Origin of the sequence: Pseudomonas sp. KB-10 (assembly GCF_018221585.1) — a bacterium.
Lineage (GTDB): Bacteria > Pseudomonadota > Gammaproteobacteria > Pseudomonadales > Pseudomonadaceae > Aquipseudomonas > Aquipseudomonas yangonensis.
The window spans coordinates 132,597-156,943 of sequence record NZ_QYYB01000002.1; the positions used below are offsets into that span (position 1 = coordinate 132,597).

Sequence of the window (24,347 nt, forward strand, 5' to 3'; positions counted from 1 at the left end):
AGAAGGCCGTTCACTCTCGCGTAACGCGAAAGGGTGCAACACTCTCGCCGCTTCAGCCGGCTCGCTGCGCCGGGTTGTGGTAGAGGCCGGCGAACATCTGCGCCATGGCATCTTCACTCGGCTCCTCGGCAGCCTGCAGCCCTACCGCACGACTGACCAGCTGATGGCTGCGCGGCACTTGCAGGTCATCCGGAATTCGCGGCCCGTCTGTCACATAGGCTACCGGCAGTTGCTGGCCTATAGCCAGACCCAAAACCTCTCCCAGACTCGCAGCCTCGTCCAGTTTCGTCAGTATGCAGCCTGCGAGGCCACAACGCTTATAACTATGGTAGGCGGCCTTGAGCACCTGGCTCTGACTTGTTGCCGCCAGAACCAGATAATTTTTCGCGTTGATGCGTGCCGAGGCCAGGCTTTCCAGCTGCAGACGCAGCGCCGGATCGTTACCCGGCAGGCCGGCGGTGTCGACCAGCACCACGCGCTTCTTGGCCAGCGGCGCCAAAGCCTGCAACAAAGACTGACCGGGGTCGATCTGGGTCACCGACACGCCGAGGATACGCCCCAAGGTCTTGAGCTGCTCCTGCGCGCCGATACGGAAGCTGTCCATGCTCACCAGAGCGACCTGCTGCGCGCCATACTTAAGCACATAGCGTGCGGCCAGCTTGGCCAGCGTAGTGGTCTTGCCCATGCCGGCCGGACCGACCAGCGCGATCACCCCGCCCTCTTCCAGCGGCTCGACCTTGGGCGTCTTGATTGCATGCGCCAGATGCGCCAGCAACATACGCCAGGCCTGGCGCGGCTCAGCGACCCCAGCGACCTTGCCCAGCAAGGCCTGCGACAGTTCGGCAGACAGTCCCATGCGTTGCAGGCGACGCCACAGGTTGGCCTGCTGCGGACGGCGACTCTGCAATTGCCCCCAGGCGATGGAGCCCAGCTGCACTTCGATCAGCTCACGCAAGCCGTTGAGCTCGAAGCGCATGGCATCCAGCGCACGCGGATCGACCGACGGTGCGGCAGGTGCAACGGCCTCGACCGGGCGCTGCGGCTTGACCGGCGTCGCTGGCAACTCGGGCGCCAGCAGGGATTCGTTGGCAAACAGTTGGCGGTCCTTGCCGGCATCCTGCTCGGCACGGGTGGTCAGCTCGGCCTGGGCACTGGCGATGCGCGCCTGGGTCTTGCGCAGCTCGGCTTCCAGCGCCGGGTTCGGACGTACCGGCGCCGGCGCCTGGTAATCCAGCGCGGCAGTCAGCTCGACGCCACCGGCGACGCGACGATTGCCGATGATCGAGGCATCAGCGCCCAGTTCGTCACGCACCAGTTTCATGGCGGTCCGCATATCGGCGGCGAAGAAGCGTTTGACCTGCATGACCCTTTACCTCAGTTCTGGCCAACCGTAGCGACTATGGTGACCTGCTTGTTGTCCGGAATTTCCTGGTACGCCAGCACATGCATGCTGGGAACCGCCAGCCGCGCGAAGCGCGACAGCATCGCCCGGACCGGTCCGGCCACCAGCAGAATCACCGGTTTGCCGAGCATTTCCTGGCGCTGCGCCGCTTCCACCAGGGAACGCTGCAGCTTCTCGGCCATGCCAGGTTCGAGGAGGATGCCATCCTCGCTGCCCTGACCGGCCTTCTGCAGACTATTGAGCAATATCTGTTCCAACCTTGGCTCAAGGGTGATCACAGGCAGCTCCGGCTCTAGTCCCACAATGCTTTGCACGATGGCGCGGGCCAGTGACACGCGAACAGCAGCGACCATAGCGGCGGGATCTTGACTCTTTGGCGCGACGTTGGCGATGGCCTCGGCAATGGTGCGGATATCGCGCACCGGCACCTGCTCCTGCAACAGCGCCTGCAGCACCTTGAGCAGGGTCGACAGCGACACCAGCCCCGGCACCAGCTCCTCGGCCAGCTTCGGCGAGCTCTTGGCCAGCAGCTGCATGAGCTGCTGCACTTCCTCGTGCCCGAGCAGCTCATGGGCGTGCTTGTGCAGGATCTGGTTGAGATGGGTGGCAACCACGGTGCTGGCATCGACCACGGTGTAACCCAGCGATTGCGCCTGATCCCGCTGACTCGGATCTATCCACACCGCTTCCAGGCCGAACGCCGGATCCTTGGCGGCGATGCCATTGAGCGGGCCGAATACCTGACCGGGGTTGATCGCCAATTCGCGGTCTGGATAGACCTCCGCTTCGGCGACACTAACGCCCATCAGCGTCAGACGATAGGCATTGGGCGCCAGATCGAGGTTGTCGCGGATATGCACCGAGGGCATGAGAAAGCCCATCTCCTGCGAGAGCTTCTTGCGTACGCCCTTGATCCGCGCCAGCAGTTGGCCACCCTGATTGCGGTCGACCAACGGGATCAGACGGTAGCCCACTTCCAGGCCAACCATGTCCACCGGAGTGACGTCGTCCCACCCCAACTCCTTGACCTCCTGCGCCTTCTGCGCCGGAAGCAGCTCCTGCTGGCGCTGGACCTCCTTGACCTCGGCTTCCTTGGCCTTGCGGTTCTTGTGCGCGATCCAGTAGGCGCCGCCAGCGGCGAGCAGGCCCAGGCTGATGAAGGAAAAGTGCGGCATGCCCGGCACCAGGCCCATGGCGATGAGAATGGCAGCGGCCACTGCCAGCGCACGCGGCGAGGCGAACATCTGCCGATTGACCTGGGCGCCCATGTCCTCGGAAGTGGAAACGCGGGTCACCATCACCGCAGCAGCGGTAGACAGCAACAGGGAAGGAATCTGTGCTACAAGGCCATCACCGATGGTCAGCAGGGTGTAGACCTTGCCCGCATCAGCAAAGGCCAGGCTGTGCTGCAGCACGCCGATGGCGATACCGCCGATCAGGTTGATGAACAGGATCAGCAGGCCGGCGATGGCGTCGCCACGGACGAACTTGCTGGCACCGTCCATCGAGCCGTAGAAGTCCGCTTCCTGCGCCACCTCCGAGCGGCGCTTCTTGGCCTCGGTCTGATCGATCAGACCGGCGTTGAGGTCGGCGTCAATGGCCATCTGTTTGCCGGGCATGGCATCGAGGGTAAAGCGTGCGCTGACCTCGGAAATACGCCCGGCGCCCTTGGTGACCACCACGAAGTTGATGATCATCAAGATGGCGAACACCACGATACCGACCACGTAGTTGCCGCCGATCACCACCTCACCGAAGGCCTGAATCACCTGCCCCGCCGCACCGTGCCCGTCATGACCGTTGAGCAGCACGACGCGGGTCGAGGCCACGTTCAGCGCCAGACGCAGCAGCGTCGCAGCCAGCAGGATGGTCGGGAATACCGCGAAATCCAGCGGGCGCAACGCGTAGATACTGACCAAGAGCACGACAATCGACAGCGCAATGCTGAAGGTGAACAGCACGTCGAGCAGAAACGGCGGGATCGGCAGCATGACCATGCCGAGCATGACCAGCAGCAACAGGGGAATGCCCAGGTTGCCGTGACGCAGCCCCGCCAGATTGCTGCGGACATCACCGATTAACTGTGCGCGATCTACTGCCACGTCCTACCTCAGCCATTCAATCTTTTGACGCGAAAGTGCGTCCTGAAGGGGTAATGGCAAGAAGCGTTCCAGAAATGACGGAGGGGCCAGCAGAAGTGTTTAAGAGTCGCGACGCAGGTCCGCAGGAATCGGCAGATCCGGCAGCGGGCCCGGGCGCTTGCCCTTGCCGGCGCGGTACTGGCGCAGCTGATAGACGTAGGCCAGAACCTGGGCCACCGCCAGGTACAGGCCGGCCGGAATTTCCTGGTCCAGCTCGGTGGAGTAGTAAACGGCCCGCGCCAGTGCCGGCGATTCCAGCACCATCACCTGATGCTCCTGGGCGATCTCGCGGATCTTCAGTGCCAGGAAGTCGCCCCCCTTGGCCAGCAGCATCGGCGCGCCACCTTTCTCCGGGTCGTACTTGAGCGCTACGGCGAAGTGTGTCGGGTTGGTGATTACCACATCGGCCTGCGGCACGGCCTGCATCATCCGTCGCTCGGCCATTTCGCGCTGCAGCTGACGGATGCGCCCCTTGACCTCGGGCTTGCCCTCGGTGTCCTTGTACTCGTCACGCACCTCCTGCTTGGTCATCATCAGCTTCTGCTTGTGACTCCACAGCTGGAACGGGACATCCACGGCGGCGATCAGGATCAGGCCGCAGGACAACCAGAACGCGCTCCAGCCAACCACTCTGAGGCTATGCAGGATTGCCGGCTCCACAGGTTCGTTGGCGATCGCCAGCAAATCGTCCTGATCCACCGCAAGCACCACCAGCGCCACCGCGAGGATCACCAGGAACTTGGCCAGCGCCTTGACCAGCTCGACCAGGGCCTGAACCGAAAACATGCGTTTCAGCCCCGCCAAGGGGTTCATCCGACTGGCCTTGGGCTGCAGCGCTTCGGCGGAAAACAGCCAGCCGCCCAGGGCAATCGGGCCGGCGATGGAAGCGATCAGCAAGGCGATCAAGAATGGCTGAACCGCCAGCAGCGCCTCCTTGCCGGAGGCAAGCAGGTATAACGCCATGCTGCGCTCGCTCATCAACACCTCACGCGGCAGGCTGAAATTGCCGCGCATGATGTCCATCAGCACATTGCCCATGTAGGCGCCGAAGATGATCAGGGCCACGGTGCCGGTGAGGGTTACCGCCAGGGTATTGAGTTCCTTGGATCGAGCGATCTGGCCTTTCTTTCGCGACTCTTCAAGTCGCTTGCCTGTGGGTTCCTCGCTCTTGTCGGCGCCGCTCTCGCTTTCAGCCATGCTCGCTCCTCATCGCGTCAGCGCGAATTCGCCCAACTGCTGCAGGGCTTCGCTGGCCAGTGCCTGAAACAGGCTGCCGAAATCGGAGAGGCCCACCCAGAAGATCACCAGGCCCAGGGCCAGGGTCAGCGGGAAGCCGATGGAGAAGATGTTGAGCTGCGGCGCAGCCCGGGTCATTACACCGAACGCCAGGTTGATCACCAGTAGCGCCGTGACCATGGGCAGCGTCAGCAGCAGCCCGGCGCCTATGACCCAGCCCAGCTTGCCGGCCAATATCCAGTAGTGATTGACCATCATCCCCTGCCCCGGAGGCAGGCTGATGAAGCTTTCGGCGAGAATCTCCAGCACCACCAGATGGCCATTGATCGCCAGGAACAGCAACGTCACCAGCATCAGCATGAACTGGCCGAGCACCGGCACCGACACGCCGTTGGTCGGGTCGACCATGGAGGCGAACCCCAGGCCCATCTGCATGGCGATGATCTGCCCAGCCACAGTGAACAGGTGGAAGAACAACTGCAGAATGAAGCCGAACATGGCGCCGATCAGTATCTGCTCGAGAATCAACAGCAGGCTGCGCAAGCTCAACGCATCGACCTGCGGCATAGGCGGCAGCGTCGGCACCAGCACCACGCTGATGGCCAGGGCCAGGTAGAGCCGCACACGGGTCGGCACCAGCTGGGTACCGATGATCGGCATCACCATCAGCATCGCGGCGATGCGAAACAACGGCAGCAGGAACTGGCCAACCCAGCCACTGATCTGCTCGCTGCTCAACTCCAGCATCCTGCCTCGCCTCAGCCTATGAGGTACGGAATGTTCTGGATCAGCGTCTGGGTGTACTCCATCAGCTGGCTCACCAGCCAGGGGCCGGCCCAGATCAGGGTGATCAGCATCACCATCAGACGCGGCAGAAAACTCAGGGTCTGTTCGTTGATCTGCGTGGCGGCCTGGAACATCGCCACGATCAGACCGACCACCAGGCTCGGCACCACCGCCAGGCCGACGATCAACACGATCAGCCAAAGCGCTTCGCGAAACAGGTCAACCGCTACCTCGGGAGTCATCAAAGGCCTCGCTATAACGTGCCGAAACTGGCGGCCAGAGTGCCCATGATCAGCGCCCAGCCATCGACCAGGACGAACAGCATGATCTTGAACGGCAGGGAAATGATCAGCGGCGACAGCATCATCATACCCATCGCCATGAGGATACTGGCGACCACCATGTCGATGATCAAAAACGGAATGAAGATCATGAAACCGATCTGGAACGCGGTCTTCAGCTCGGAAGTGACGAATGCCGGCACCAGGATGGTCAGCGGCACATCTTCGACGCCCGCCAGGTCGGTACGCTTGGACAAGCGTACGAACAGGGCTAGGTCGCTTTCACGGGTCTGCGCCAGCATGAAGTCGCGGATCGGCCCTTCTGCACGGCTCAATGCCTCCTGAGCGACGATTTCTTCGTTGAGATAAGGCTGCAGTGCATCGGTATTAATCCGGTCGAACACCGGCGCCATGATGAACAGGGTCAGAAACAGCGCCAGGCCGACCAGAATCTGGTTGGAGGGCGTACTTTGCAGGCCCAGGGCCTGGCGCAAAATGGAAAAGACGATGATGATCCGGGTGAAGCTGGTCATCAGCATGACGAACGCCGGGATGAAACTCAGCGCCGTCATGATCAGCAGGATCTGCAGGCTGACCGAGTATTCCTGCTGACCCTCTGCGTCCGTCGATAGGGTAATGGCCGGGATAGACAGCGGGCTGTTGCCCTGCTGAATCAGCGAGCTGGCGCCAGGCGGGTCTTCGGCAAACGCCAGCGAAGCGGCCAGACTCAGCACCAGCACCAGCAACAAACGCAGCATCAGGATTTGTCCTTCTGATCCTTGCCCAGCAGCTCCATCAGGCGCTGGGCGAATTCCGGCGTGGCCGGCTCGGCATCGGCCAGATGCACGGGCTCCTTGAGCACATGCAGGGGCGTGATACGTCCGGCGGACAGGCCCAGCAGAATCTGCTCGCTGCCCACCTGCACCAACACCAGGCGATCACGCGGCCCCAGCGGTTGCGTGGCCAGCAGCTTGATCACCTGCCCGCCGCGCGGTGCCAGTTGCTGCACGCGGCGCAGCAGCCAGGCCAGGACGAAGATCAGACCGATGACCAGCAGCAACCCCAGCAACAACTGGCCCAGCTGACCGGCCACATCGCTACCGGCCATGGGCGTGGCGGCTTTGCCAGCAGGCTCTGCAGCCAGCGCGAGCCCCGGCAGCGCAAGCAACAATGCGAATAATCGAGCCATGATCAGCGAAGCTTCTTGATGCGTTCGCTGGGGCTGATGACGTCCGTCAGACGGATGCCGAACTTCTCGTTGACCACCACCACTTCACCGTGGGCGATCAGCGTGCCGTTGACCAGCACGTCGAGCGGCTCACCGGCCAGGCGATCCAGCTCGATCACCGAGCCCTGGTTGAGCTGCAGCAGGTTACGGATGGTGATATCGGTGTTGCCCACCTCCATGGAAATGGATACCGGAATGTCCAGAATCACGTCCAGATTCGGCCCATCCAGGTTGGCGGGCAGATTAGCGGGCGGTGGCGCGCTGCCGAACTCTTCCATTGGCGCACGCGGCGTAGCCGGCTGCGCAGTAGCCTGCCCGGCCAGCATTGCATCGATGTCGTCCTGTCCGGCATCGCCCGCCTCGGCCAGTGCTGCGGCCCACTCATCGGCCAGCGCCTGTTCCTCTGGGGAGGTGTTTTCTTCGTCTGCCATCGTCTTTCCTCGCCTGGCTTCAGCTATTCGTTTGCATTGAGTCTGCCGACCCTACAGAGCTCCAGCGCCTCAGCGCTGGCGCTCGATTGGTTCCAAAACCTGCAGGGCCAGATTGCCCTTGTGCGCTCCCAGCTTGACCTTGAAGGTCGGCACGCCATTGGCGCGCATGATCACGTTCTCCGGCAGCTCCACCGGGATCACGTCACCCGGCTGCATGTGCAGGATATCGCGCAGCTTCAACTGACGGCGTGCCACGGTGGCGGCCAGCGGTACGCTGACATCGAGAATGTCTTCGCGCAAAGCCTTGATCCAGCGCTCGTCCTGATCGTCGACATCGGACTGGAAACCGGCATCGAGCATCTCGCGGATCGGCTCGATCATCGAATACGGAATAGTGATGTGCAGGTCTCCACCACCGCCGTCCAACTCGATGTGGAAAGTGGACACCACCACCACCTCACTGGGGCTGACGATGTTGGCCAACGCCGGGTTGACCTCGGAGTTTACGTACTCGAAGTTGATGTCCATGACCGCGTGCCAGGCCTCACGCAGGTCGACGAAGGCCTGATCGAGCACCATGCGCACCACGCGCAGTTCGGTAGGGGTGAACTCGCGGCCCTCGATCTTGGCGTGACGACCGTCACCGCCGAAGAAGTTGTCCACCAGCTTGAACACCAGCTTGGCATCGAGGATGAACAGGCCGGTGCCGCGCAACGGCTTCATCTTCACCAGGTTGAGACTGGTGGGTACATAGAGCGAATGCACGTATTCGCCGAACTTCATCACCTGTACGCCACCGACGGCGACATCGGCTGAGCGGCGCAGCAGATTGAACATGCTGATGCGCGTGTAACGGGCGAAACGCTCGTTGATCATTTCCAGGGTCGGCATGCGCCCACGGACGATACGATCCTGACTGGTCAGGTCGTACTGTTTGACGCTACCCGGCTCCGCAGCGTCCTCGGTTTCCACCAGGCCGTCATCGACGCCATGCAGCAGCGCATCGATCTCGTCCTGGGAAAGCAGGTCTTGCACGGCCATGTTCGGCTCCCGCTACTGCAACACGAAATTGGTGAACAGCACCTGCTCGACCACAGTGCTGCCGGTTTCCTTCTGCGCCAGCTCCTGCACACTGGCCAGCGCCTGCTGCAGGAGCATCTCCTTACCCAGCGGCGTTTGCAGCGCTGCGAAATCCTGACCGGAGAGCAGCATCACCAGACGGTTGCGCAGTACCGGCATATGCACCTTGAGCTTCTCCATGCCGGCGGCATCCCGGCTCATCAGGGCCATGCTCACCTGCAGATAGCGGGTGCGGTTCTGGTGATTGAAATTGACCACGAAGGCTGGCATCAGGTCCTGGTAAGTGGCCGGCTGACGAACAGGAGCGGCAGCTGCAGCTTCTGCCGGCTTGGCCTCCTCATGCTTGTCGCCCTTGCTGAGAATGAACCAGGTACCGCCAACGGAAAGGCCGACGGCCAAAAGCAGTCCCACCACGATCAGGATGATGAGTTTGAGCTTGCTCTTGCCTGCAGGTTGCCCATCGGCAGCCGGTGCCGCTTGTTTCTTAGCCATGCCAATATTCCGTCAGTGCCTAGGTTGTTTCGGCATTCAAAAGGTTAAGAGCAAGTGTTATGCCAGCATATGAGCAGGCTTGTCTAACTCTGGGCTGCGGATTTAACAGCCCCAATCGCTTGCTGTCACCCAAAATGCATTCGCCCGAGCGCCTTTCGGCCACTCGGGCAAATGCAAGTCTAGCGGAGGAATACCGATCGTCGGCGATTGCCTCGTGCGATGCAGCGCTACCCATCACCTCTGGAGGCAACCTGGAACGTTGGCAAGAGGCCTTCACGCATAGTAGTCGACCAGGCCGCGTCCCGTGCTTGACCGCTCGCTACGCACCTCGTGCTGGGCACCGCCCTGCAGCTCCTCGCCGGCGAGCAGGCCATCTCGCGAACCGGACCCACCACGGCCACCCTCGCCCTGCCCCTGCCAGCCGCGGTTGAGCGACTGGTCGGAAACATTGGCATCGGCCAGGTTCATGCCCTGCTGGGCGAACAGCTCACGCAGCCTGTGCATCTGCCCCTCCAGCGCCTCCCGCACACCGGCATTGGGGCTGGCGAAGGTCACCTGGGCCTGATCCTGAGACAGGTTCACGCGCACCTCGAGGCGCCCCAGCTCGGCCGGGTCGAGCTGTATTTCAGCCGACTTGAGGTTCTGGCTCGACAACCACATGACGCGATCGACCACCGCCTCGCTCCAGCCGCCCTGCTGCATCGCCACCGGCTGCCCCGGTACCAATGGCAGACGTTGCGCAGCACCGGCCTGATGATTGAGCGCCTGGGTCAGCGCATTGAGCTTACTGACGAACTGATCCGGACGATTGGGCTGAACGCTGTCCTTGAGGCTCTCCAGCGCGTCCTTTGCCAGGCTTTCCAATGGCAGGTCCAGCGTCGGCTCTTCGGTGTTCTCGACGGACTCCTCGCCCTTGCCCATCGCCGCCATGGCAGCAGCGAAATCGGTACTGGTGGCGACCCTGGCGCTTTTGATCGCAGCATCCTGCGGAGCCTGGGCCTTGCTTGCCTCTTCAGCTGGCTGCTTGAGTAGCGCCAGCGAATCGAGGCTGTCATCCTCCAGCACCGGCTCGGCCTGCTCAGTGACGCCAAGATTGGCGCCGGTGATCACCAAAGCCGGCACATCCGGTGACTCCTCGGCTACCGGAGCCTCCGGCGCCTGAGCCTGAATACCGCTCAACGCCATTGCCAGTAGCGGGTCGAGCTCTTCTTCAGCGCCCTCCTGGGTCGGCAAGGAATTGCCGGGGGCGGCAACCGCAGGCTGTTCGGCGGCAGTTGATGCGGCAGTCGAAGCGGTATCAGGCTCCCCTGAGGCTGGCGCAGAACTCTGCTCCTGGCTGGATTTATCGGTACTGCCTGCGCGCTCGCCAGGCTTGGCCTGACGCTCCTTGGCATATACCTCGGCAAAGCTGGAAGCACCGTTCTTGCTGGGTTCCGGCGCTTTGGCCGGCTGCTTCGCTTTGCTCTTCACCTCAGGCGCAGCCTGCAGGCGAATATCGGGCAACGCGGACATGGACGCTCTCCGTCTGATGGGTCGTGACGGGATCAGAGCAAAGGACGGGCCAACTCGTGAAGGCAGTCAGGCTCGGTAGCGCTGCCGCTCGGACTTGAACAGGATGCGCACAATGGCGAACTCGCGCTCGATCTGCTCGATCAGTGCCGGAGCCGGTTCCAATGCCTCGCGCCGACCGGCATCCTCGAGCTCCTTGCACAGGCCGGCCAATATGATCGCGCCCATGTTGCTGCAACTGCCCTTGAAGCTGTGCGCAGCCAGACGCAAGCCCTGCGCATCACCCTCGGCCAGCGCCTGATGCAGCAGGCGCAAACGCTCCTCGGAATCGGCAACGAAGGTATCGAGCAGAATCGGGTATTCGTCTTCCATGACGTCCTGTAGCGCCGCCAGGACGGCATCGTCGAGATGAATATCGGACACCGGGTCACTCCCTGAACATCAAGGCCCGGATTATGCCTCAGCGGACCAACAAAACTCCACGCTGACGCCCCGTCCGTCGGGACCGCAAGCAAAGCCGTCGCTCAACTCCCGAACCAGTGCCAGACCACGCCCGCAGAGCGCATTGTCTCGAGTCGCCATGATCCTGGCTGGATCGAAACCGGGCCCGCTGTCCTCCACCCCGACAACAAGACGACCGCCATTTCCCGTTGGCAGCATCTGCAGGTGAAAGCGCACATAGCCGTCCTGCAATGAGGCCAGGCGCAGACGCCGCTCCCGGTAGTACTCGGCAAAACCGCTCGCATCCTGCTTGAGCGAGGAATCCAAGCCCATCACACCATGCTCCAGCGCATTGGAATAAAGCTCGGCAAGCACCGTATACAGCTCTCCACCACGCGGGCGCAGCGCCTGCACATCCAGCAGCAGCTGCAACAGGAACGGCAAGGGGTTGAAATGGCGCAGACTCAGCGCGCGAAACTCGAAACTGGCCGACCAGTCCATCACGCTACTCTGCCCGCTGTCGGCAAAGGCCAGCGGCCGCGGACGCTCCTCGTCCTCAGCGAGCCCCACCTGGACCAGACTGACATCGTCCTGCTGCTCGCCGCGAAACGCCACCAGCGCCTGCTGGATCTCCTCGAACAAGGCCTGCGGCTGACGATTGGCGTCCAACAGCCTGAGCAGGCGGTCCTCACCGAACAGCTGCCCCTGCTGATCACTGGCTTCAAGCACACCATCGCTGAGCAGAAAGATGCGATCTCCCGGCGACAGCGGATAAACCTCGCAACGATCACTGAACGCTGCGGGATCAAGGATGCCAAGCGGCAAGTGGCGTGACACCAGCGGCTGACGCGGACGGCCATCGGCATGCAGCAGATAGCCATCCGGCAAGCCACCATTCCACACCTCGAGCAGACCGCGCTTGCTGCTGATGTTGAGCACGGTGGCGCAGCAGAAAACGCCCACCGGCAGGATGCGCTTGAGCTTGGCGTTGATCTCGCGAAGGATTTCGGCCAGGGAGTGGCCCTTGGCCGTCATGCCGTAGAACACTTCGGCCAGTGGCATGGCGCCAATCGCCGCCGGCAGGCCATGGCCGGTGAAGTCACCGAGCATCACGTGCATGCCGCCGGAAGGCTTGTAGGCCGCCAGCAGCAAGTCACCGTTGAACAGCGCATAAGGCGATTGCATATAGCGGATGTTCGGCGCGTCCAGGCAGCCGGAATGCGCCACCTTGTCGAATACTGCCTTGGCTACGCGCTGCTCGCGCAGCAGGTGCTCGTTGTGCCGGGCAATCAGGTCGCGCTGGCGCAACACCGTGTCGTGCAGACGGCGCAGGCGATCCATCGCACCGATCTTGGCTTCGAGAATCACCCGGTTGTAGGGCTTGGCGAGAAAGTCGTCACCACCTGCCTCCAGGCAGCGCACAAGCGCCTCCCCCTCGGTAAGCGAGGTGAGAAAGATGATTGGCACCAGCGCCTCGCCGGCCTGCTCCTTGATTCGTCGCGCAGCCTCGAAGCCATCCATTACCGGCATCAGCGCATCCATCAGGACCAGATGCGGGCGCTCCTGCTCGAACAGAGCGACCGCTTCCAGACCATTGCTCGCTGTCAGGACCCGATGGCCCTGGCGACTGACGATGGTGGACAACAGCATGCGATCCGCGGCGTTGTCCTCGGCGATCAGGATCGCGAGACGATCAGGCATCAACTGATCTGGAACAGCTGCTCGAAATTGGAAATGGCGAGAATCTTGCGCACGTCGCTGCTGCAGTTGAGCAGGCGAATCTGCGCCGAATCGCCGCCCGCGTGATCACGCAAGAGCAGCAGCATGCCCAGTGCCGAGCTATCCAGATAGCTGGTGTCGCGCAGATCGACCTGATAACGCCTAGGCGTCACGTTGACGCGCTCGTAGGCGTCACGAAATTCCTGGTGGGAGGCGAAGTCGAAGCGTCCTCGAATCACGATGGTCAGCTCTTGCCCGTCCGCCGACGGTTGCGAGGTGATGGCCATGTCTACTCCTTTGTCGAGACTTTGCCAGATAGGGCGGTTCACGACTGAAGGTGTAGCATCTGACAGGCGCCGAAACAACTTCTAATCAGGGTTCGCCGCGATCAATCAGCCGCTGCGCCAGTTCGTCGAGCAGTTTCTGCTCGCGCTTGTCTTCAGCCAGACGCGCTTCGTCGATATAGCGCTGGACCAGTTTGCGCAGGCCCTCGAGGCGCGCGTAGCGCTGCTGCCACACGGCACGCACCTTCTCCAGGTTGGCACGATGCCACTCCAGACTTTGCTGCTGCTGACCAACCGCAGTCTCTAGCTGCGACAAAAAGCGCTGATAGTTCATCAGCCACTGGCCGGAAACGCCCTTGCTGCCCTCGCTGATCCACTGCTGCTGGTAATCGCCACGAAAGCGCTCCAGCTCCCCCAGTTTCGCCTCGGCCTGGCCGACTAGCCCCTGGCAATGCCCCAGTTGTCGGGCGGCCTCGCGCTCGGCTTTTTCTGCCATCTCGACAACCGGCTGCAGGCGCTTGGCGCGACTGAGACTCATCGCCGTGCAGCCTCACTGATATCGAGCAAATACATCGTCCACACCATCACTGCCCCAGCACGGCGGCCAATTGTTCACGGCTCTGCGGCATGCCCACGCTTTCGTCCAGCCGCTGACGCAGGTACTGAGCCATCGCCGGCTGGCGCGCGATGGCAAGGTCTGTGTCCGCATCGCCCCCCGGAACATAGGCGCCGACACTGATCAGATCGCGACTCTGCTGGTAGCGCGACCACAGCTGTTTGAAACGCTGCGCCTGTCTGAGCTGCTCCGCTGGCACCACTTGCGGCATGACGCGACTGATCGAGGACTCGATATCGATCGCCGGGTAGTGGCCCTCCTCCGCCAGACGGCGAGACAGAACGAAGTGCCCATCGAGCACCCCGCGCGCGGCGTCGGCGATCGGATCCTGCTGATCATCGCCCTCGCTCAATACGGTATAGAACGCGGTGATCGAACCACCGCCAGCCTCGGCATTGCCGGCACGCTCGACCAGCTTGGGCAACTTGGCGAACACCGAAGGCGGATAACCTTTGGTGGCCGGCGGCTCACCGATGGCCAGAGCGATTTCACGCTGGGCCTGGGCATAGCGCGTGAGCGAGTCCATCAGCAGCAGGACGTTCTTACCCTTGTCGCGGAAATATTCGGCGATACGCGTGCAGTACTGCGCAGCGCGCAGCCGCATCAGCGGTGCATCATCGGCCGGCGAGGCCACGACGACGGAGCGCTTGAGCCCCTCTTCGCCGAGAATCTCGTCGATGAACTCCTTGACCTCCCGCCCCCGCTCGCCGATCAGCCCGACGACGATGATCTCGGCCTCCGTGAAGCGCGTCATCATGCCCAACAGCACCGACTTGCCGACACCGGTACCGGCGAACAGGCCGAGGCGCTGGCCACGCCCAACGGTGAGCAGGCCGTTGATCGAACGAATGCCGACGTCCAGCGGCTGGCTGATGGGATCACGGTTGAGCGGGTTGATGGTCGGGCCGTCCATCGGCACCCAATCTTCGGCTTTCATGCCGCCCTTGCCATCCAGCGCACGTCCGGCGCCATCGAGCACCCGGCCAAGCATGGTCATGCCCATGGGCAGGCGCCCGGCATCCGGCAAAGGCACCACGCGCGCGCCCGGCGCGATGCCGGCAAGGCTGCCCACCGGCATCAGATAGATCTTGCCTCCGGAAAAGCCCATCACCTCGGCTTCGACCTGAACCGGGTGGTAGCTGTCGTCGTTGATCACCAGACAACGGCTGCCAACCGCCGCACGCAGACCTTCAGCCTCCAGCGTAAGACCGACCATGCGCAAAAGACGGCCTTCGAGTATGGGTTGGCTGGGTAGGCTGATCGCATCGCTGTAGCCCTCCAGGCGTCGGGCGAAGCTCACGCGGTCAAGACGCATCGTCGCTATCCAGATCCAGGTTGATGTCAGCCTCCGGCGGTTGGGTGCTTTGCGCACGCTGTTGCTCGAACAGTTGCTTGAGCGCCTGCGCCATACGTGTCTCGACGCTGGCGTCGATCTGGCTGTGTTCCGACTCGATACGGCAACCGCCAGGCAGCAGGCTGTCATCTTCCAGGATGCGCCAGCTTTCCTCATGACGCTCACGCAGCGCCTTGATCGTTTCGAAGTCTTGCGGGTTGACCTGGATGCGCACGTTGTCCGCCCCCATAGGTAGCAGCTTGAGCGCCTCGCGCAGAACCTGACGAATCTGGCTGGAATCGGTGCTCAGCTCACGCTGAATCACCTCGCGCACCATATGGCTGACCAGACGCACCATGGCCACTTCCATCTGCTGATCCTGTTCGGCAATCGGATCGAGCAGTTGCGTCATGAGTTTTTCCAGACTGCCTATCTTGAGCGCCAGGGCGGCGTCGGCCTCCTGCTTGGCCTTGATCTGGCCAGCATGAAAGCCGTCCTTCTCGCCGGTGGCGAAGCCTTCGTTGTAGGCGTCCTGGCGGATGGCTTCGAGCTCATCGAGCGTCAGCGGTTTGACATCCTCGATGGCGACCTCTTCCACCTGCCCGGTGTCCTGGGCTTCGGCTTCGGCAGCTGAGGGCGCTGGCTCGTCGGCCGGGACATCAACCTCGACCGGTTCCTCTCCCGGCGCGTCAAAGCTGGGCAAAGCCCAGCGGTCGACGGTGCCCAGATCCTTGGCGCGAATCAGCTCGCTCTCAGGCTCCTTGGCTGCCATGGTTTAGACCATCTCCTCGCCACCCTTGCCGCCGAGCACGATCTCTCCGGCCTCGGCCATGCGCCGGGCGATGGTGAGAATTTCCTTCTGCGCCGCTTCCACATCGCTGACCCGTACCGGCCCCTTGGCTTCCAGGTCGTCGCGCAGCAGCTCGGCCGCGCGCTTGGACATGTTCTTGAACACCTTGTCCTTGATCGCATCGTCGGCGCCCTTGAGCGCCAGCACCAGCACCTCGGACGAGACCTCGCGCATCAGCGCCTGAATGCCGCGGTCGTCGACATCGGCCAGGTTGTCGAAAACGAACATTAGGTCTTCGATCTGCGTCGACAGGTCTTCGTCCACCTCGCGAATGGAATCCATCAGCTGACCTTCCACCGAGCTGTCGAGGAAGTTCATGATGTCCGCCGCCCGCTTGACACCGCCCATGGTGGCGCGCGTGGTGTTGGCACTGCCGGAGAATTGCTTCTCGAGAATCTGGTTGAGTTCCTTGAGCGCAGACGGCTGCACGGTATTCAGCGACGACACGCGCAGAATGATGTCCAGACGCACCTTGTGATCGAAATGGCTGAGCACCTCGCCGGCCTGATCCGGGTCGAGATAGGCGACGACGATGGCCTGAATCTGCGGGTGCTCATAGCGAATCACATCGGCAACGGCCCGTGGTTCCATCCACTTCAGGCTGTCCAGACCACTGGTGCTGCCGCCAAGGAGGATGCGGTCGATGAGGTTGCCGGCCTTGTCTTCGCCCAGCGCTGCGGTGAGCATCTTGCGGATGTAGCCGTCGGAACCGACGCCCAGGCTGGTCTGGTCGCCGACGATCTCGACGAACTCGCTCATCACCTGCTCGACCTGCTCGCGGTGGATGTTGCGCATGCCGGCCATGGCGACGCCGACGCGCTGCACTTCTTTCGGCCCGAGGTGACGCAGCACCTGCGCAGCGTCGGTCTCGCCCAGCGAAAGCAGCAGAATCGCCGCCTTGTCGACCTTGGTCAGCTTGGTAGCGGTACGATTGTCACTCATCTGCGTTGATCCACTCTTTGACGACCTGGGCTACGCGGCCAGGATCTTCCGCCACCAGACTCTTGATTGCGTTCAGTTGCGCATCATACCCCTCACTGGGGCTTGGCAACATGATGCTCTGCGGCCCACCGAGGCTGACACGATCATCGGACAGCTCGCCATCCAGACCGGCCATTTCGCCAAGCTCCACATCGCCGGCGCCTGCCAGTTCCTTGCCCTTGCCGCCGCCGGTGATGTTGTTGAGCACCGGCCGCAACACGCCGAACACCAGCACCAGGATGAACAGCACGCCGAGCACCTGCTTGACGATGTCCCAGAACCAGGGCTGGGTGTAGAACGGAATATCAGGAATTTCCTCGCCCTGCGACGCGTTGAAGGCCGTGTTGATCACGCTGACGCTATCGCCACGGCTGGCATCGAAGCCCACCGAGTCCTGTACCAGGCGGGTGAAGCGCGCCAGGTCATCGGCTGTCCACGGCACGCGAGTGGTCTCACCGGTAGCCGGATCGACCCGCACCTGGTCATCCACCACCACCGCCACCGACAGGCGACGCAGGCGCCCCTGTTGCTGGCGGGTATAGCTGATGGAGCGATCCAGCTCGAAGTTACGCGTGGACTGTTCGCGCTTGTCCGCCGGGTACGGCGCCAGCATCGGCTGACCGGTAACCGGGTCCATGATCTGCTGGCCATTGGCATCGACCAGCGGCTGGCCCGCGGCAACCGGACCAGCCGGTGCGGCGGCGCCAGCGGCCTGCTCGGGAGCGGCAGCCGGACCTGGCGGTTGATTCGACAGCGCGCCCGGCACGCCCTGCGGCGGCAGGCTGCTCTGACGCTGCTCGTTGACCTGCTGCTCGCTGCGCAGCGCCGGCTGATCCGGGTTGAACATCTCGGAGGTGGACTCGACCGAGCTGAAATCAACGTCAGCCGAAACTTCCGCCTTGTAGCGACCGTTGCCCAGCACCGGCTGCAGGATGTTGTGCACGCGCTGGGTGAACAGGCTCTCCATGCGCCGCGTGTAGTCGAACTGCTTGCCAGCCATGGTCAGCTCGGAGAGCTCCTGCTGATCGGAAAGCAGGTTGCCCTTCTGATCGACGACGGTGACCTGGCCCTTGTCCAACTCGGGCACGCTGGTAGCCACCAGATTGACGATCGCCATGACCTGACTCGGCTCCAGCGCGCGCCCGGGATAGAGCTCGACCAGAACCGAGGCGGACGGCTTGCGCTCGTCACGCACGAAAACCGACGCTTTGGGCATGGCCAGATGCACGCGTGCCGCCTTGACATTGTTGAGGCTGGCAACCGTGCGCGCCAGTTCGCCCTCGAGGCCACGGCGATAACGGGTCGCCTCCATGAACTGGCTGGTGCCCAGCCCCTGCTCGCGGTCGAGAATTTCGAAACCCACACTGTTGTCGGTCGGCGCCACGCCGGCAGCAGCCAGGCGCATACGCGCGCGCGCCAGGTCGTCCGCCTTGACCAGCAGCGCACCGGAGTTGGGTTCGATGGTGTAATCGATACCGGAAGCGGTCAGGGTCTCGACCACCTGGGTAGCGTCCATACCGTTGAGGCTGCCATAGAGCGGACGGTAATCCGGCTGCTGCGACCAGAGCACAACGGCAAAGCCGATGGCCACGCTGGCCGCCAGGCCGACCAGCAGGCCGAGCTGACGCAACACCGACATTTCGGCGAGATTTTCCAGGAAGCTAAGACCCAGCAGGGGCTTCTTCGGCTCCCCCGCTTCGGCCTTGGCCGGTACGTTTGCTACTGCTGCCTCAGCCATGAATCAACCCTCAGACCGGCATCTGCATGATGTCTTGATACGCCTGGACCAGCTTGTTACGCACTTGGGTCATGGCTTGAAAGGATACGCCGGCTTTCTGCGAGGCGATCATCACGTCGGTCAGATCAACCCCACTCTGGCCCATCTCGAAGGCAGTGGCGAGCTTACTGGATGCCTGCTGAGTCTCGTTGACCTTGTTCACCGCCTGGCCGAGCATTTCCGAGAAACTCGGCACCCCTTGTACCGGCTCGCTCGCAACAGGTTTCTGGCGCGACATGGCCTCAGCCTGCATGGAACGCATTTCCAGCATCAAGCGATTGAATTCGACACCTTGGCTCATGACTTCCTCCACTGCCCGCTTTTTGACACTAGCGGCGCTATGCAGGGGTATTAGCAACAAGGGTGCCAACAGCGCAGGAAAAGATGGCAAGACTCAGACGACAGGCAGAAGCGCCCTGAAGTCGAGCGAATGGACGGTAAAAGCGAAGAGGCAAACCAGACGCTTAAGAAAGCGCCTGGCTCGCCCTTGAAGGCAGAATTTGGACAAGGCCAGATTAGCTGGCGTAAAGATATGCCTCGACATCCATACCGGCATCGCGCATCTGCGCCAGCTTGTAGCGCAGGGTGCGCGGGCTGATACCCAGGCGCTCCGCAGCTTCCTTGCGCCGACCACGCTCGGCACGCAGGGTGTCGATGATGACCTGAAACTCGCGACGGCGAAGATCCTCGCCCAGTGCACCGGAGTCCACCACATTCGGCGACTCAACCGGGTGCGCCACCGGTGGCGCAACGCTGGGCACGACCGCCAGACGCGGGGCAGCGCTCTGCACCGTTTGCCCGATGGGTGCATGCAGGCACAGATCCTGCGCCTGAATCACCCCGCCCTGCTGCAGAATCAAGGCACGCTGAATGGCGTTGTCCAATTCACGCACATTGCCCGGCCATTGATGCTGGACCAGGCTTTGTGCAGCCGACTCGGACAAACGTACCGGCGCCTGATTCATTTTTTTGACGTGCTTGGCCAGCAGCCGCTCGGCCAGCGGCAGGATATCGGCAGGTCGCTCACGCAGAGGACACCACGCCAACGGAAAAACCGACAGGCGATAGTAAAGATCCTCTCGGAAACGGCCAGCCGCCACTTCGCTGGCCAGATCACGGTTGCTGGTCGCCAGAACGCGAATATCCAGATTGATAGGCTTGCGTGCCCCGACCCGCTCCACCTCACGTTCCTGCAGCACACGCAGCAACTTGGCCTGCAAGCCCAGCGGCATTTCGGAAATTTCATCGAGCAGAATGGTGCCGCCATCGGCCAGCTCGAACTTGCCGGGCTGCGCAGTGACAGCACCGGTGAAAGCCCCCTTCTCATGGCCGAACAGCGTGGCCTCGAGCATGTTGTCGGGAATCGCCGCACAGTTGATGGCGATGAATGGGCCGGCTGCACGTGGCGACTGCTGGTGGATATAGCGCGCTAATACTTCCTTACCAGTCCCGGACTCACCTGTGATCATCACCGTCGAATCGCTCTGCGCCACGCGCGACGCCAGCTCCAGCAGCTGCACGCTGGCCGGTTCGAGCGCTACAGGGCCGTCACGGTCACCGGCGGTCATTTTGCCCAGTGCGTGCTTGGCCACCAACTCCAGTAGCGTGCGCGGCTCGAACGGCTTGACCAGATAATCGGCCGCACCCTGGCGAATGGCATCCACCGCGCGCTCCACGGCGCCGAACGCCGTCATCAACAGTACCGGCAGTTGCGGGTAGCGGCTGCGAATCTGCGCCAACAACTGATGCCCATCCATACCCGGCATATTGACGTCACTCACCACCAGGCCGAAGGGCTCCTCGGTCAGCGCGACCAAGGCCGCTTCGGCACAATCAACCGCCCGATAATCATACCCGCCCAGGCACAGGGTGTCGGCCAGGGCTTCGCGCAGTGCGCGATCGTCTTCAACCAGCAGGACTTTGGCAGCCATGGGTTACTCCTGATTCGAGTGAGGCGCTGCATCGAGCAGCGGTAGAGAAACGATGGCGCAGGTGCCACGACCTGCACGTGATTGCAGCAGCAGTTGGCCCTGATGAGCACGCGCCACAGCCTTGACCACGGCCAGGCCGAGGCCGGTTCCGGTGGTCTTGGTGGTAAAGAAGGGTTCGCCCAGACGCGCCAGGGTTTCCTGAGTCATCCCCGGCCCGTCGTCACTGACGCACAGGCGCAATTGGTTTTCGCGGCGATACAGATGAATCTTCAGACGCGCCTCGCGGCCAGCCGCCTGGATGGCATTGTCGATCAGGTTGAGCACGGTGCCGACCAGTGTGTCGCGATTGCACAACAACTCACCGTCGCGCACATCGCACTGCCAGCGCACGGCCATGCCACCGACATGCGCGTCGGCAGCCGCACGCAGCGCATCGAACAGGGCCGACGGCGCCAGACGATCCGGCAATGGCAGCTCTCCACGGGCGAAGATCAGCATGTCGCGTACCTGGTTCTCCAGCTCGTGCAGACGCTCCTTCAAGCGCCCAGCGAAACGCTGCTGCTGTTCGGCTGGCAGAACCTGCTCGTTGAGATGGCTGGCATAGAGCAAAGCAGCGGAGAGTGGTGTGCGAATCTGATGCGCGAGCGAAGCCACCATTCGCCCCAGCGCCGAGAGACGCTCATGACGAGATAGCTGATCCTGCAGGCGACGGGTTTCCGTCAGGTCCGTCAGCAGTACCAACTGCCCTGGCTCCCCATGCAGGGAACGGGTCGCGATGGATAACCGACGTCCATCGCGCATGGAGATTTCGTGGCCGTCATCTTCACGCGGCGCGAAATTGCGAGCGATCACCTGGCGCCAGAGCATGCCCACCAGCGGCTGGCCCAGCAATGCGCGGGCCACGGGGTTGGCTTCACGTACGACACCCTGACCATCGATGACGATCACGCCACCGGGCAGCAGATCCAGCAGGCTCTGCAAGCGATGCGCCAGACGTTCCTTCTCGGCCAACTCCTGCATACGCTGAGCGCTGACCAGCGCCAGCTGCCCCTTCAGCTCATTGACTCGTGCCTCGAGCAGGCTGTACGACTCGCTGAGCTGGCTGGACATCTGATTGAACAGGGCAAAGGCCTGCTCCAGTCCTGCACGACTGGCTTGTTCGAGCGGCGCAGCAAGGCTTGGCTCGGCTGACTCGGTAGGACGACGGTTGGCTTCCATCTGCTTCTCTCGTACGACGCACCGTCAGAAGACGGTCGGATACAAGAGCTTTAGCAATCCGCGTGCCTACTTTTTTATTGTTATTTTTCAATCACTTGAAAAAACGAAGCCGGAGCTTGCGTCAAAGCTCCGGCTTTCGTTCTGCTATCTAGCCTGCGCCAGAGGGATCAATCCTCCTCTTGGCCGTCCTCTTCGCGGCGACTCATACCGTACTTGCGCATTTTCTCCACCAAGGTGGTACGCCGAATACGCAGGCGTTCGGCCGCACGGGCCACCACGCCACCAGCATCGTCCAGCGCTTGCTGGATCAGCCCTTGCTCCAGGTTGCCAAGGTAGTCCTTCAGATCCAGACCTTCCGGCGGCAGCATCGCCGGCGTATCCAGGCCCGGCAGGCCGGCCATGATCGCCGCGCGCTCTTCCATCTCGTCACGCAGGCTGGCTGCAAGCTGCTCATCTTCATCGTCGACATGACGGAATTTCTTCGGCAGTTCGCCAACGCCGATCACGCCATAGGGATGCATGATTGCCATACGCTCCACCAGATTGGCTAGCTCGCGCACGTTGCCTGCCCAGTCATGGCGGCACAGCGACATGATAGCGGCGGAATTGAAGCGTATGGAGCCGCGCTTTTCGTGCTCCATGCGCGAGATCAGCTCGTTCATCAGCAGCGGGATGTCTTCGATGCGCTCGCGCAGCGGCGCCATTTCGATCGGGAAGACATTTAGGCGGTAGTACAGATCCTCGCGGAAGCTGCCGTCCTCGATCATCTTCTCCAGGTTCTTGTGCGTGGCAGCGATGATGCGCACATCAGCCGTCTGGGTCTTGTTGCTGCCAACGCGCTCGAAGGTTCGCTCCTGCAGCACACGCAACAGCTTGACCTGCATCGGCAGCGGCATGTCACCGATCTCGTCGAGGAACAGCGTGCCGCCATTGGCCAGCTCGAAGCGCCCTGCCCGACTGGTGATGGCGCCGGTGAACGCGCCTTTCTCATGCCCAAACAGCTCGCTCTCCAGCAATTCGGCAGGAATGGCACCACAGTTGACCGGTACGAACGGCGCTTCACGGCGCTTGGAGTGATAGTGCAGGTTGCGCGCGACCACTTCCTTGCCGGTTCCGGACTCACCGAGAATCAACACGCTGGCCTCGGTATCGGCCACCTGCTGCATCATTTGCCTGACTTGCTGGATGGCGCGACTGGTGCCTACCAGGCTGCGAAACAGGTTGGGCTCGCGCTGACGGCCCCGGTCACGGGCCTGGTCGTACATTTCACGATAGACCTGGGCACGATGCAGGGAGTCGAGCAGTTTGTTGTAGCTGAGCGGGGTTTCCAGGCTGGCCAGCACCCGCCTACGCAGGTCTTCCGGCCACTCGGCGAAGCTGAATTCGCCGATCGTCAATAGCGGCAGAAACTCATCCCAGCCGGCGATCTGCTTGGTCAGCTCCAGCGCGCCGCCCTTGGCCTCGACATCGCCCAGCAAGACGCTGAGCACTTCGCGACTGGCCCCCAGCTCGGCGACCGCACTGCGCCAGTTCTGACTGGTGCAGGCCAGATGCTCTTCCCCGAGAAAGCTCAGAATGATCGCCAGCTCATGGCGGCGCGCGGCATTGTCGTCGATCAACAGGATTTTGGTTTCACGCCACATCTTGTGCTTGTCTGACCCGAGGAGTAAGGGAAATTGCACGCCAGTTCTTCGGCGCACACCGGCAACTTGCCACTAGTAAAGTCAAAAAATTGAAGCCAGTCAATTTTATGGCGTACTTTTTTGCTCCTTGTAAGCATCACCCAAGCAGCCGCTTGCAAAGCCAAGTAATCAGCAATCGATGAAAGGAGAGAAAAACAGAAAGCGCAACGAGAGGAAACCGAGTCGAACCTGCTGGTTAAACTCGGTAAACGCGGAGAATTAGCCGAAAAGCTGATAGACCTTGGCGCCCTGGTGGGATTGATTGAGCTGCACCAGCTCACTGGCCAGACGCTGCTGCTCGGCCTGACAAACGGTGACCAGCTCACGGTAGAGTGCGAGGAGGTTTTCCAAGCCGCTGCGCAGGTCTTCCTCTTCGCGACTATCGACCATGGCTGCTTCGACTGCCATACGGCATTGCACATCGAGCGCGCCAATCGCGGCCCAGTCCTGATTGGCCAACGCATCACGCAGGGCCGACCCGGTGGCTTGCAGATGCTGGACGGATGAACTCATTCGCTTCTCCTCCGATGCCAGCTCATTACTGAGCGATGGCATCCCAACCCTGTTTGATGTTACGCAGCAGCATCGATACTTCTTCGAGAAGTTCGGGCTCATTGCTGACGTTGGCCTCGGTCAAACGGGCGATCATGTATTCATACAGACTGTCCAGGTTACCAGCCAGCTCACCACCCTGCTGATGATCCAGACTCTCCCGCAAACCGGCGATGATGGCAATGCTCTTGCCGATCAGCTCGCCTTTCAGCGCAGTCTGCTCGCGCTCCATGGCGCCACGCGCCTGAGCGATGCGAGACAAGCCGCCCTCCATCAACATCTGAATCAGACGATGAGGGCTAGCCTCTGCAGCCTGGGCTTGGTTGTTGACGGTTTGATACTGCCTGAGGGCCGCCATTGCATTCATAATCGCTCTC

General features: G+C 62.2%; 25 protein-coding genes. All 25 read right to left on the reverse strand.

All coding sequences use genetic code 11. The features are described 5' to 3' along the window. Nucleotides 1-52: 52 nt before the first annotated feature. Entirely contained in the window at nucleotides 53-1,363 is a 1,311-nt protein-coding gene (gene flhF / locus DXK50_RS05620) for a flagellar biosynthesis protein FlhF (protein ID WP_161865589.1), read from the reverse strand. 11 nt (nucleotides 1,364-1,374) lie between these two features. Further along, on the reverse strand, nucleotides 1,375-3,504 hold the full coding sequence (gene flhA, locus DXK50_RS05625; RefSeq protein ID WP_161865588.1) for a flagellar biosynthesis protein FlhA: 2,130 nt from the start codon (nucleotides 3,502-3,504) through the stop codon (nucleotides 1,375-1,377). A 99-nt stretch (nucleotides 3,505-3,603) separates the two neighbouring features. Next, a complete protein-coding gene (gene flhB / locus DXK50_RS05630; protein WP_161865587.1) occupies nucleotides 3,604-4,740 on the reverse strand; it encodes a flagellar biosynthesis protein FlhB in 1,137 nt (378 codons plus the stop codon). Between the two features lie 9 nt (nucleotides 4,741-4,749). Further along, a complete protein-coding gene (gene fliR / locus DXK50_RS05635; RefSeq protein ID WP_161865586.1) occupies nucleotides 4,750-5,526 on the reverse strand; it encodes a flagellar biosynthetic protein FliR in 777 nt (258 codons plus the stop codon). 11 nt (nucleotides 5,527-5,537) lie between these two features. Continuing rightward, nucleotides 5,538-5,807, reverse strand: a complete 270-nt coding sequence (gene fliQ / locus DXK50_RS05640; protein ID WP_013714993.1) for a flagellar biosynthesis protein FliQ — start codon at nucleotides 5,805-5,807, stop codon at nucleotides 5,538-5,540. An 11-nt stretch (nucleotides 5,808-5,818) separates the two neighbouring features. After that, nucleotides 5,819-6,604: a flagellar type III secretion system pore protein FliP gene (gene fliP / locus DXK50_RS05645; RefSeq protein WP_212629644.1), complete on the reverse strand. Its 786-nt coding sequence runs from the start codon at nucleotides 6,602-6,604 to the stop codon at nucleotides 5,819-5,821. Further along, nucleotides 6,604-7,035 carry a flagellar biosynthetic protein FliO gene (gene fliO, locus DXK50_RS05650; RefSeq protein WP_161865584.1) on the reverse strand — a complete coding sequence of 144 codons (432 nt, stop codon included), beginning with the start codon at nucleotides 7,033-7,035 and terminating at the stop codon, nucleotides 6,604-6,606. Before fliO ends, fliP begins: the two co-directional genes overlap by 1 nt. A gap of 2 nt (nucleotides 7,036-7,037) precedes the next feature. Then, nucleotides 7,038-7,505, reverse strand: coding sequence for a flagellar motor switch protein FliN (gene fliN, locus DXK50_RS05655; protein ID WP_161865583.1), 468 nt, complete (start codon nucleotides 7,503-7,505; stop codon nucleotides 7,038-7,040). A gap of 69 nt (nucleotides 7,506-7,574) precedes the next feature. Then, entirely contained in the window at nucleotides 7,575-8,546 is a 972-nt protein-coding gene (gene fliM / locus DXK50_RS05660) for a flagellar motor switch protein FliM (RefSeq protein WP_161865582.1), read from the reverse strand. Between the two features lie 12 nt (nucleotides 8,547-8,558). Beyond that, nucleotides 8,559-9,077 (reverse strand): flagellar basal body-associated protein FliL, encoded by a 519-nt coding sequence (fliL, locus tag DXK50_RS05665; protein ID WP_212629645.1) that lies wholly within the window; start codon nucleotides 9,075-9,077, stop codon nucleotides 8,559-8,561. A gap of 273 nt (nucleotides 9,078-9,350) precedes the next feature. Then, nucleotides 9,351-10,589, reverse strand: coding sequence for a flagellar hook-length control protein FliK (locus tag DXK50_RS05670; protein WP_212629646.1), 1,239 nt, complete (start codon nucleotides 10,587-10,589; stop codon nucleotides 9,351-9,353). 66 nt (nucleotides 10,590-10,655) lie between these two features. Further along, nucleotides 10,656-11,009 (reverse strand): Hpt domain-containing protein, encoded by a 354-nt coding sequence (locus DXK50_RS05675; RefSeq protein WP_161865579.1) that lies wholly within the window; start codon nucleotides 11,007-11,009, stop codon nucleotides 10,656-10,658. A 30-nt stretch (nucleotides 11,010-11,039) separates the two neighbouring features. After that, nucleotides 11,040-12,728: a fused response regulator/phosphatase gene (locus DXK50_RS05680; protein ID WP_161865578.1), complete on the reverse strand. Its 1,689-nt coding sequence runs from the start codon at nucleotides 12,726-12,728 to the stop codon at nucleotides 11,040-11,042. Beyond that, nucleotides 12,728-13,033 carry an STAS domain-containing protein gene (locus DXK50_RS05685; protein WP_161865577.1) on the reverse strand — a complete coding sequence of 102 codons (306 nt, stop codon included), beginning with the start codon at nucleotides 13,031-13,033 and terminating at the stop codon, nucleotides 12,728-12,730. Before DXK50_RS05685 ends, DXK50_RS05680 begins: the two co-directional genes overlap by 1 nt. A gap of 85 nt (nucleotides 13,034-13,118) precedes the next feature. Next, on the reverse strand, nucleotides 13,119-13,568 hold the full coding sequence (gene fliJ, locus DXK50_RS05690; protein ID WP_021489636.1) for a flagellar export protein FliJ: 450 nt from the start codon (nucleotides 13,566-13,568) through the stop codon (nucleotides 13,119-13,121). Between the two features lie 46 nt (nucleotides 13,569-13,614). Continuing rightward, nucleotides 13,615-14,961, reverse strand: coding sequence for a flagellar protein export ATPase FliI (gene fliI / locus DXK50_RS05695; RefSeq protein WP_161865576.1), 1,347 nt, complete (start codon nucleotides 14,959-14,961; stop codon nucleotides 13,615-13,617). Further along, on the reverse strand, nucleotides 14,951-15,751 hold the full coding sequence (gene fliH, locus DXK50_RS05700; protein WP_161865575.1) for a flagellar assembly protein FliH: 801 nt from the start codon (nucleotides 15,749-15,751) through the stop codon (nucleotides 14,951-14,953). The genes fliI and fliH overlap by 11 nt, the downstream gene beginning before the upstream one ends. A gap of 3 nt (nucleotides 15,752-15,754) precedes the next feature. Then, the gene (fliG, locus tag DXK50_RS05705; RefSeq protein ID WP_024307703.1) at nucleotides 15,755-16,771 is read right to left on the reverse strand and encodes a flagellar motor switch protein FliG; all 1,017 of its coding nucleotides are present in this window, start codon (nucleotides 16,769-16,771) and stop codon (nucleotides 15,755-15,757) included. Beyond that, a complete protein-coding gene (gene fliF, locus DXK50_RS05710) occupies nucleotides 16,764-18,548 on the reverse strand; it encodes a flagellar basal-body MS-ring/collar protein FliF (protein ID WP_161865574.1) in 1,785 nt (594 codons plus the stop codon). The genes fliG and fliF overlap by 8 nt, the downstream gene beginning before the upstream one ends. A 10-nt stretch (nucleotides 18,549-18,558) precedes the next feature. Next, nucleotides 18,559-18,888 carry a flagellar hook-basal body complex protein FliE gene (fliE, locus tag DXK50_RS05715; protein ID WP_212629647.1) on the reverse strand — a complete coding sequence of 110 codons (330 nt, stop codon included), beginning with the start codon at nucleotides 18,886-18,888 and terminating at the stop codon, nucleotides 18,559-18,561. Nucleotides 18,889-19,102: 214 nt separating this feature from the next. After that, nucleotides 19,103-20,518: a sigma-54-dependent response regulator transcription factor FleR gene (gene fleR / locus DXK50_RS05720; RefSeq protein WP_212629648.1), complete on the reverse strand. Its 1,416-nt coding sequence runs from the start codon at nucleotides 20,516-20,518 to the stop codon at nucleotides 19,103-19,105. Nucleotides 20,519-20,521: 3 nt separating this feature from the next. Beyond that, nucleotides 20,522-21,736 (reverse strand): sensor histidine kinase, encoded by a 1,215-nt coding sequence (locus DXK50_RS05725; RefSeq protein WP_161865571.1) that lies wholly within the window; start codon nucleotides 21,734-21,736, stop codon nucleotides 20,522-20,524. A 167-nt stretch (nucleotides 21,737-21,903) separates the two neighbouring features. Continuing rightward, entirely contained in the window at nucleotides 21,904-23,379 is a 1,476-nt protein-coding gene (locus DXK50_RS05730; RefSeq protein WP_161865570.1) for a sigma-54 dependent transcriptional regulator, read from the reverse strand. A gap of 258 nt (nucleotides 23,380-23,637) precedes the next feature. Then, nucleotides 23,638-23,931 (reverse strand): flagellar protein FliT, encoded by a 294-nt coding sequence (gene fliT / locus DXK50_RS05735; protein WP_161865569.1) that lies wholly within the window; start codon nucleotides 23,929-23,931, stop codon nucleotides 23,638-23,640. A gap of 25 nt (nucleotides 23,932-23,956) precedes the next feature. Continuing rightward, complete coding sequence (gene fliS / locus DXK50_RS05740) at nucleotides 23,957-24,337, reverse strand: flagellar export chaperone FliS (RefSeq protein WP_161865568.1); 381 nt, start codon at nucleotides 24,335-24,337, stop codon at nucleotides 23,957-23,959. Between the last annotated feature and the right edge of the window lie 10 nt (nucleotides 24,338-24,347).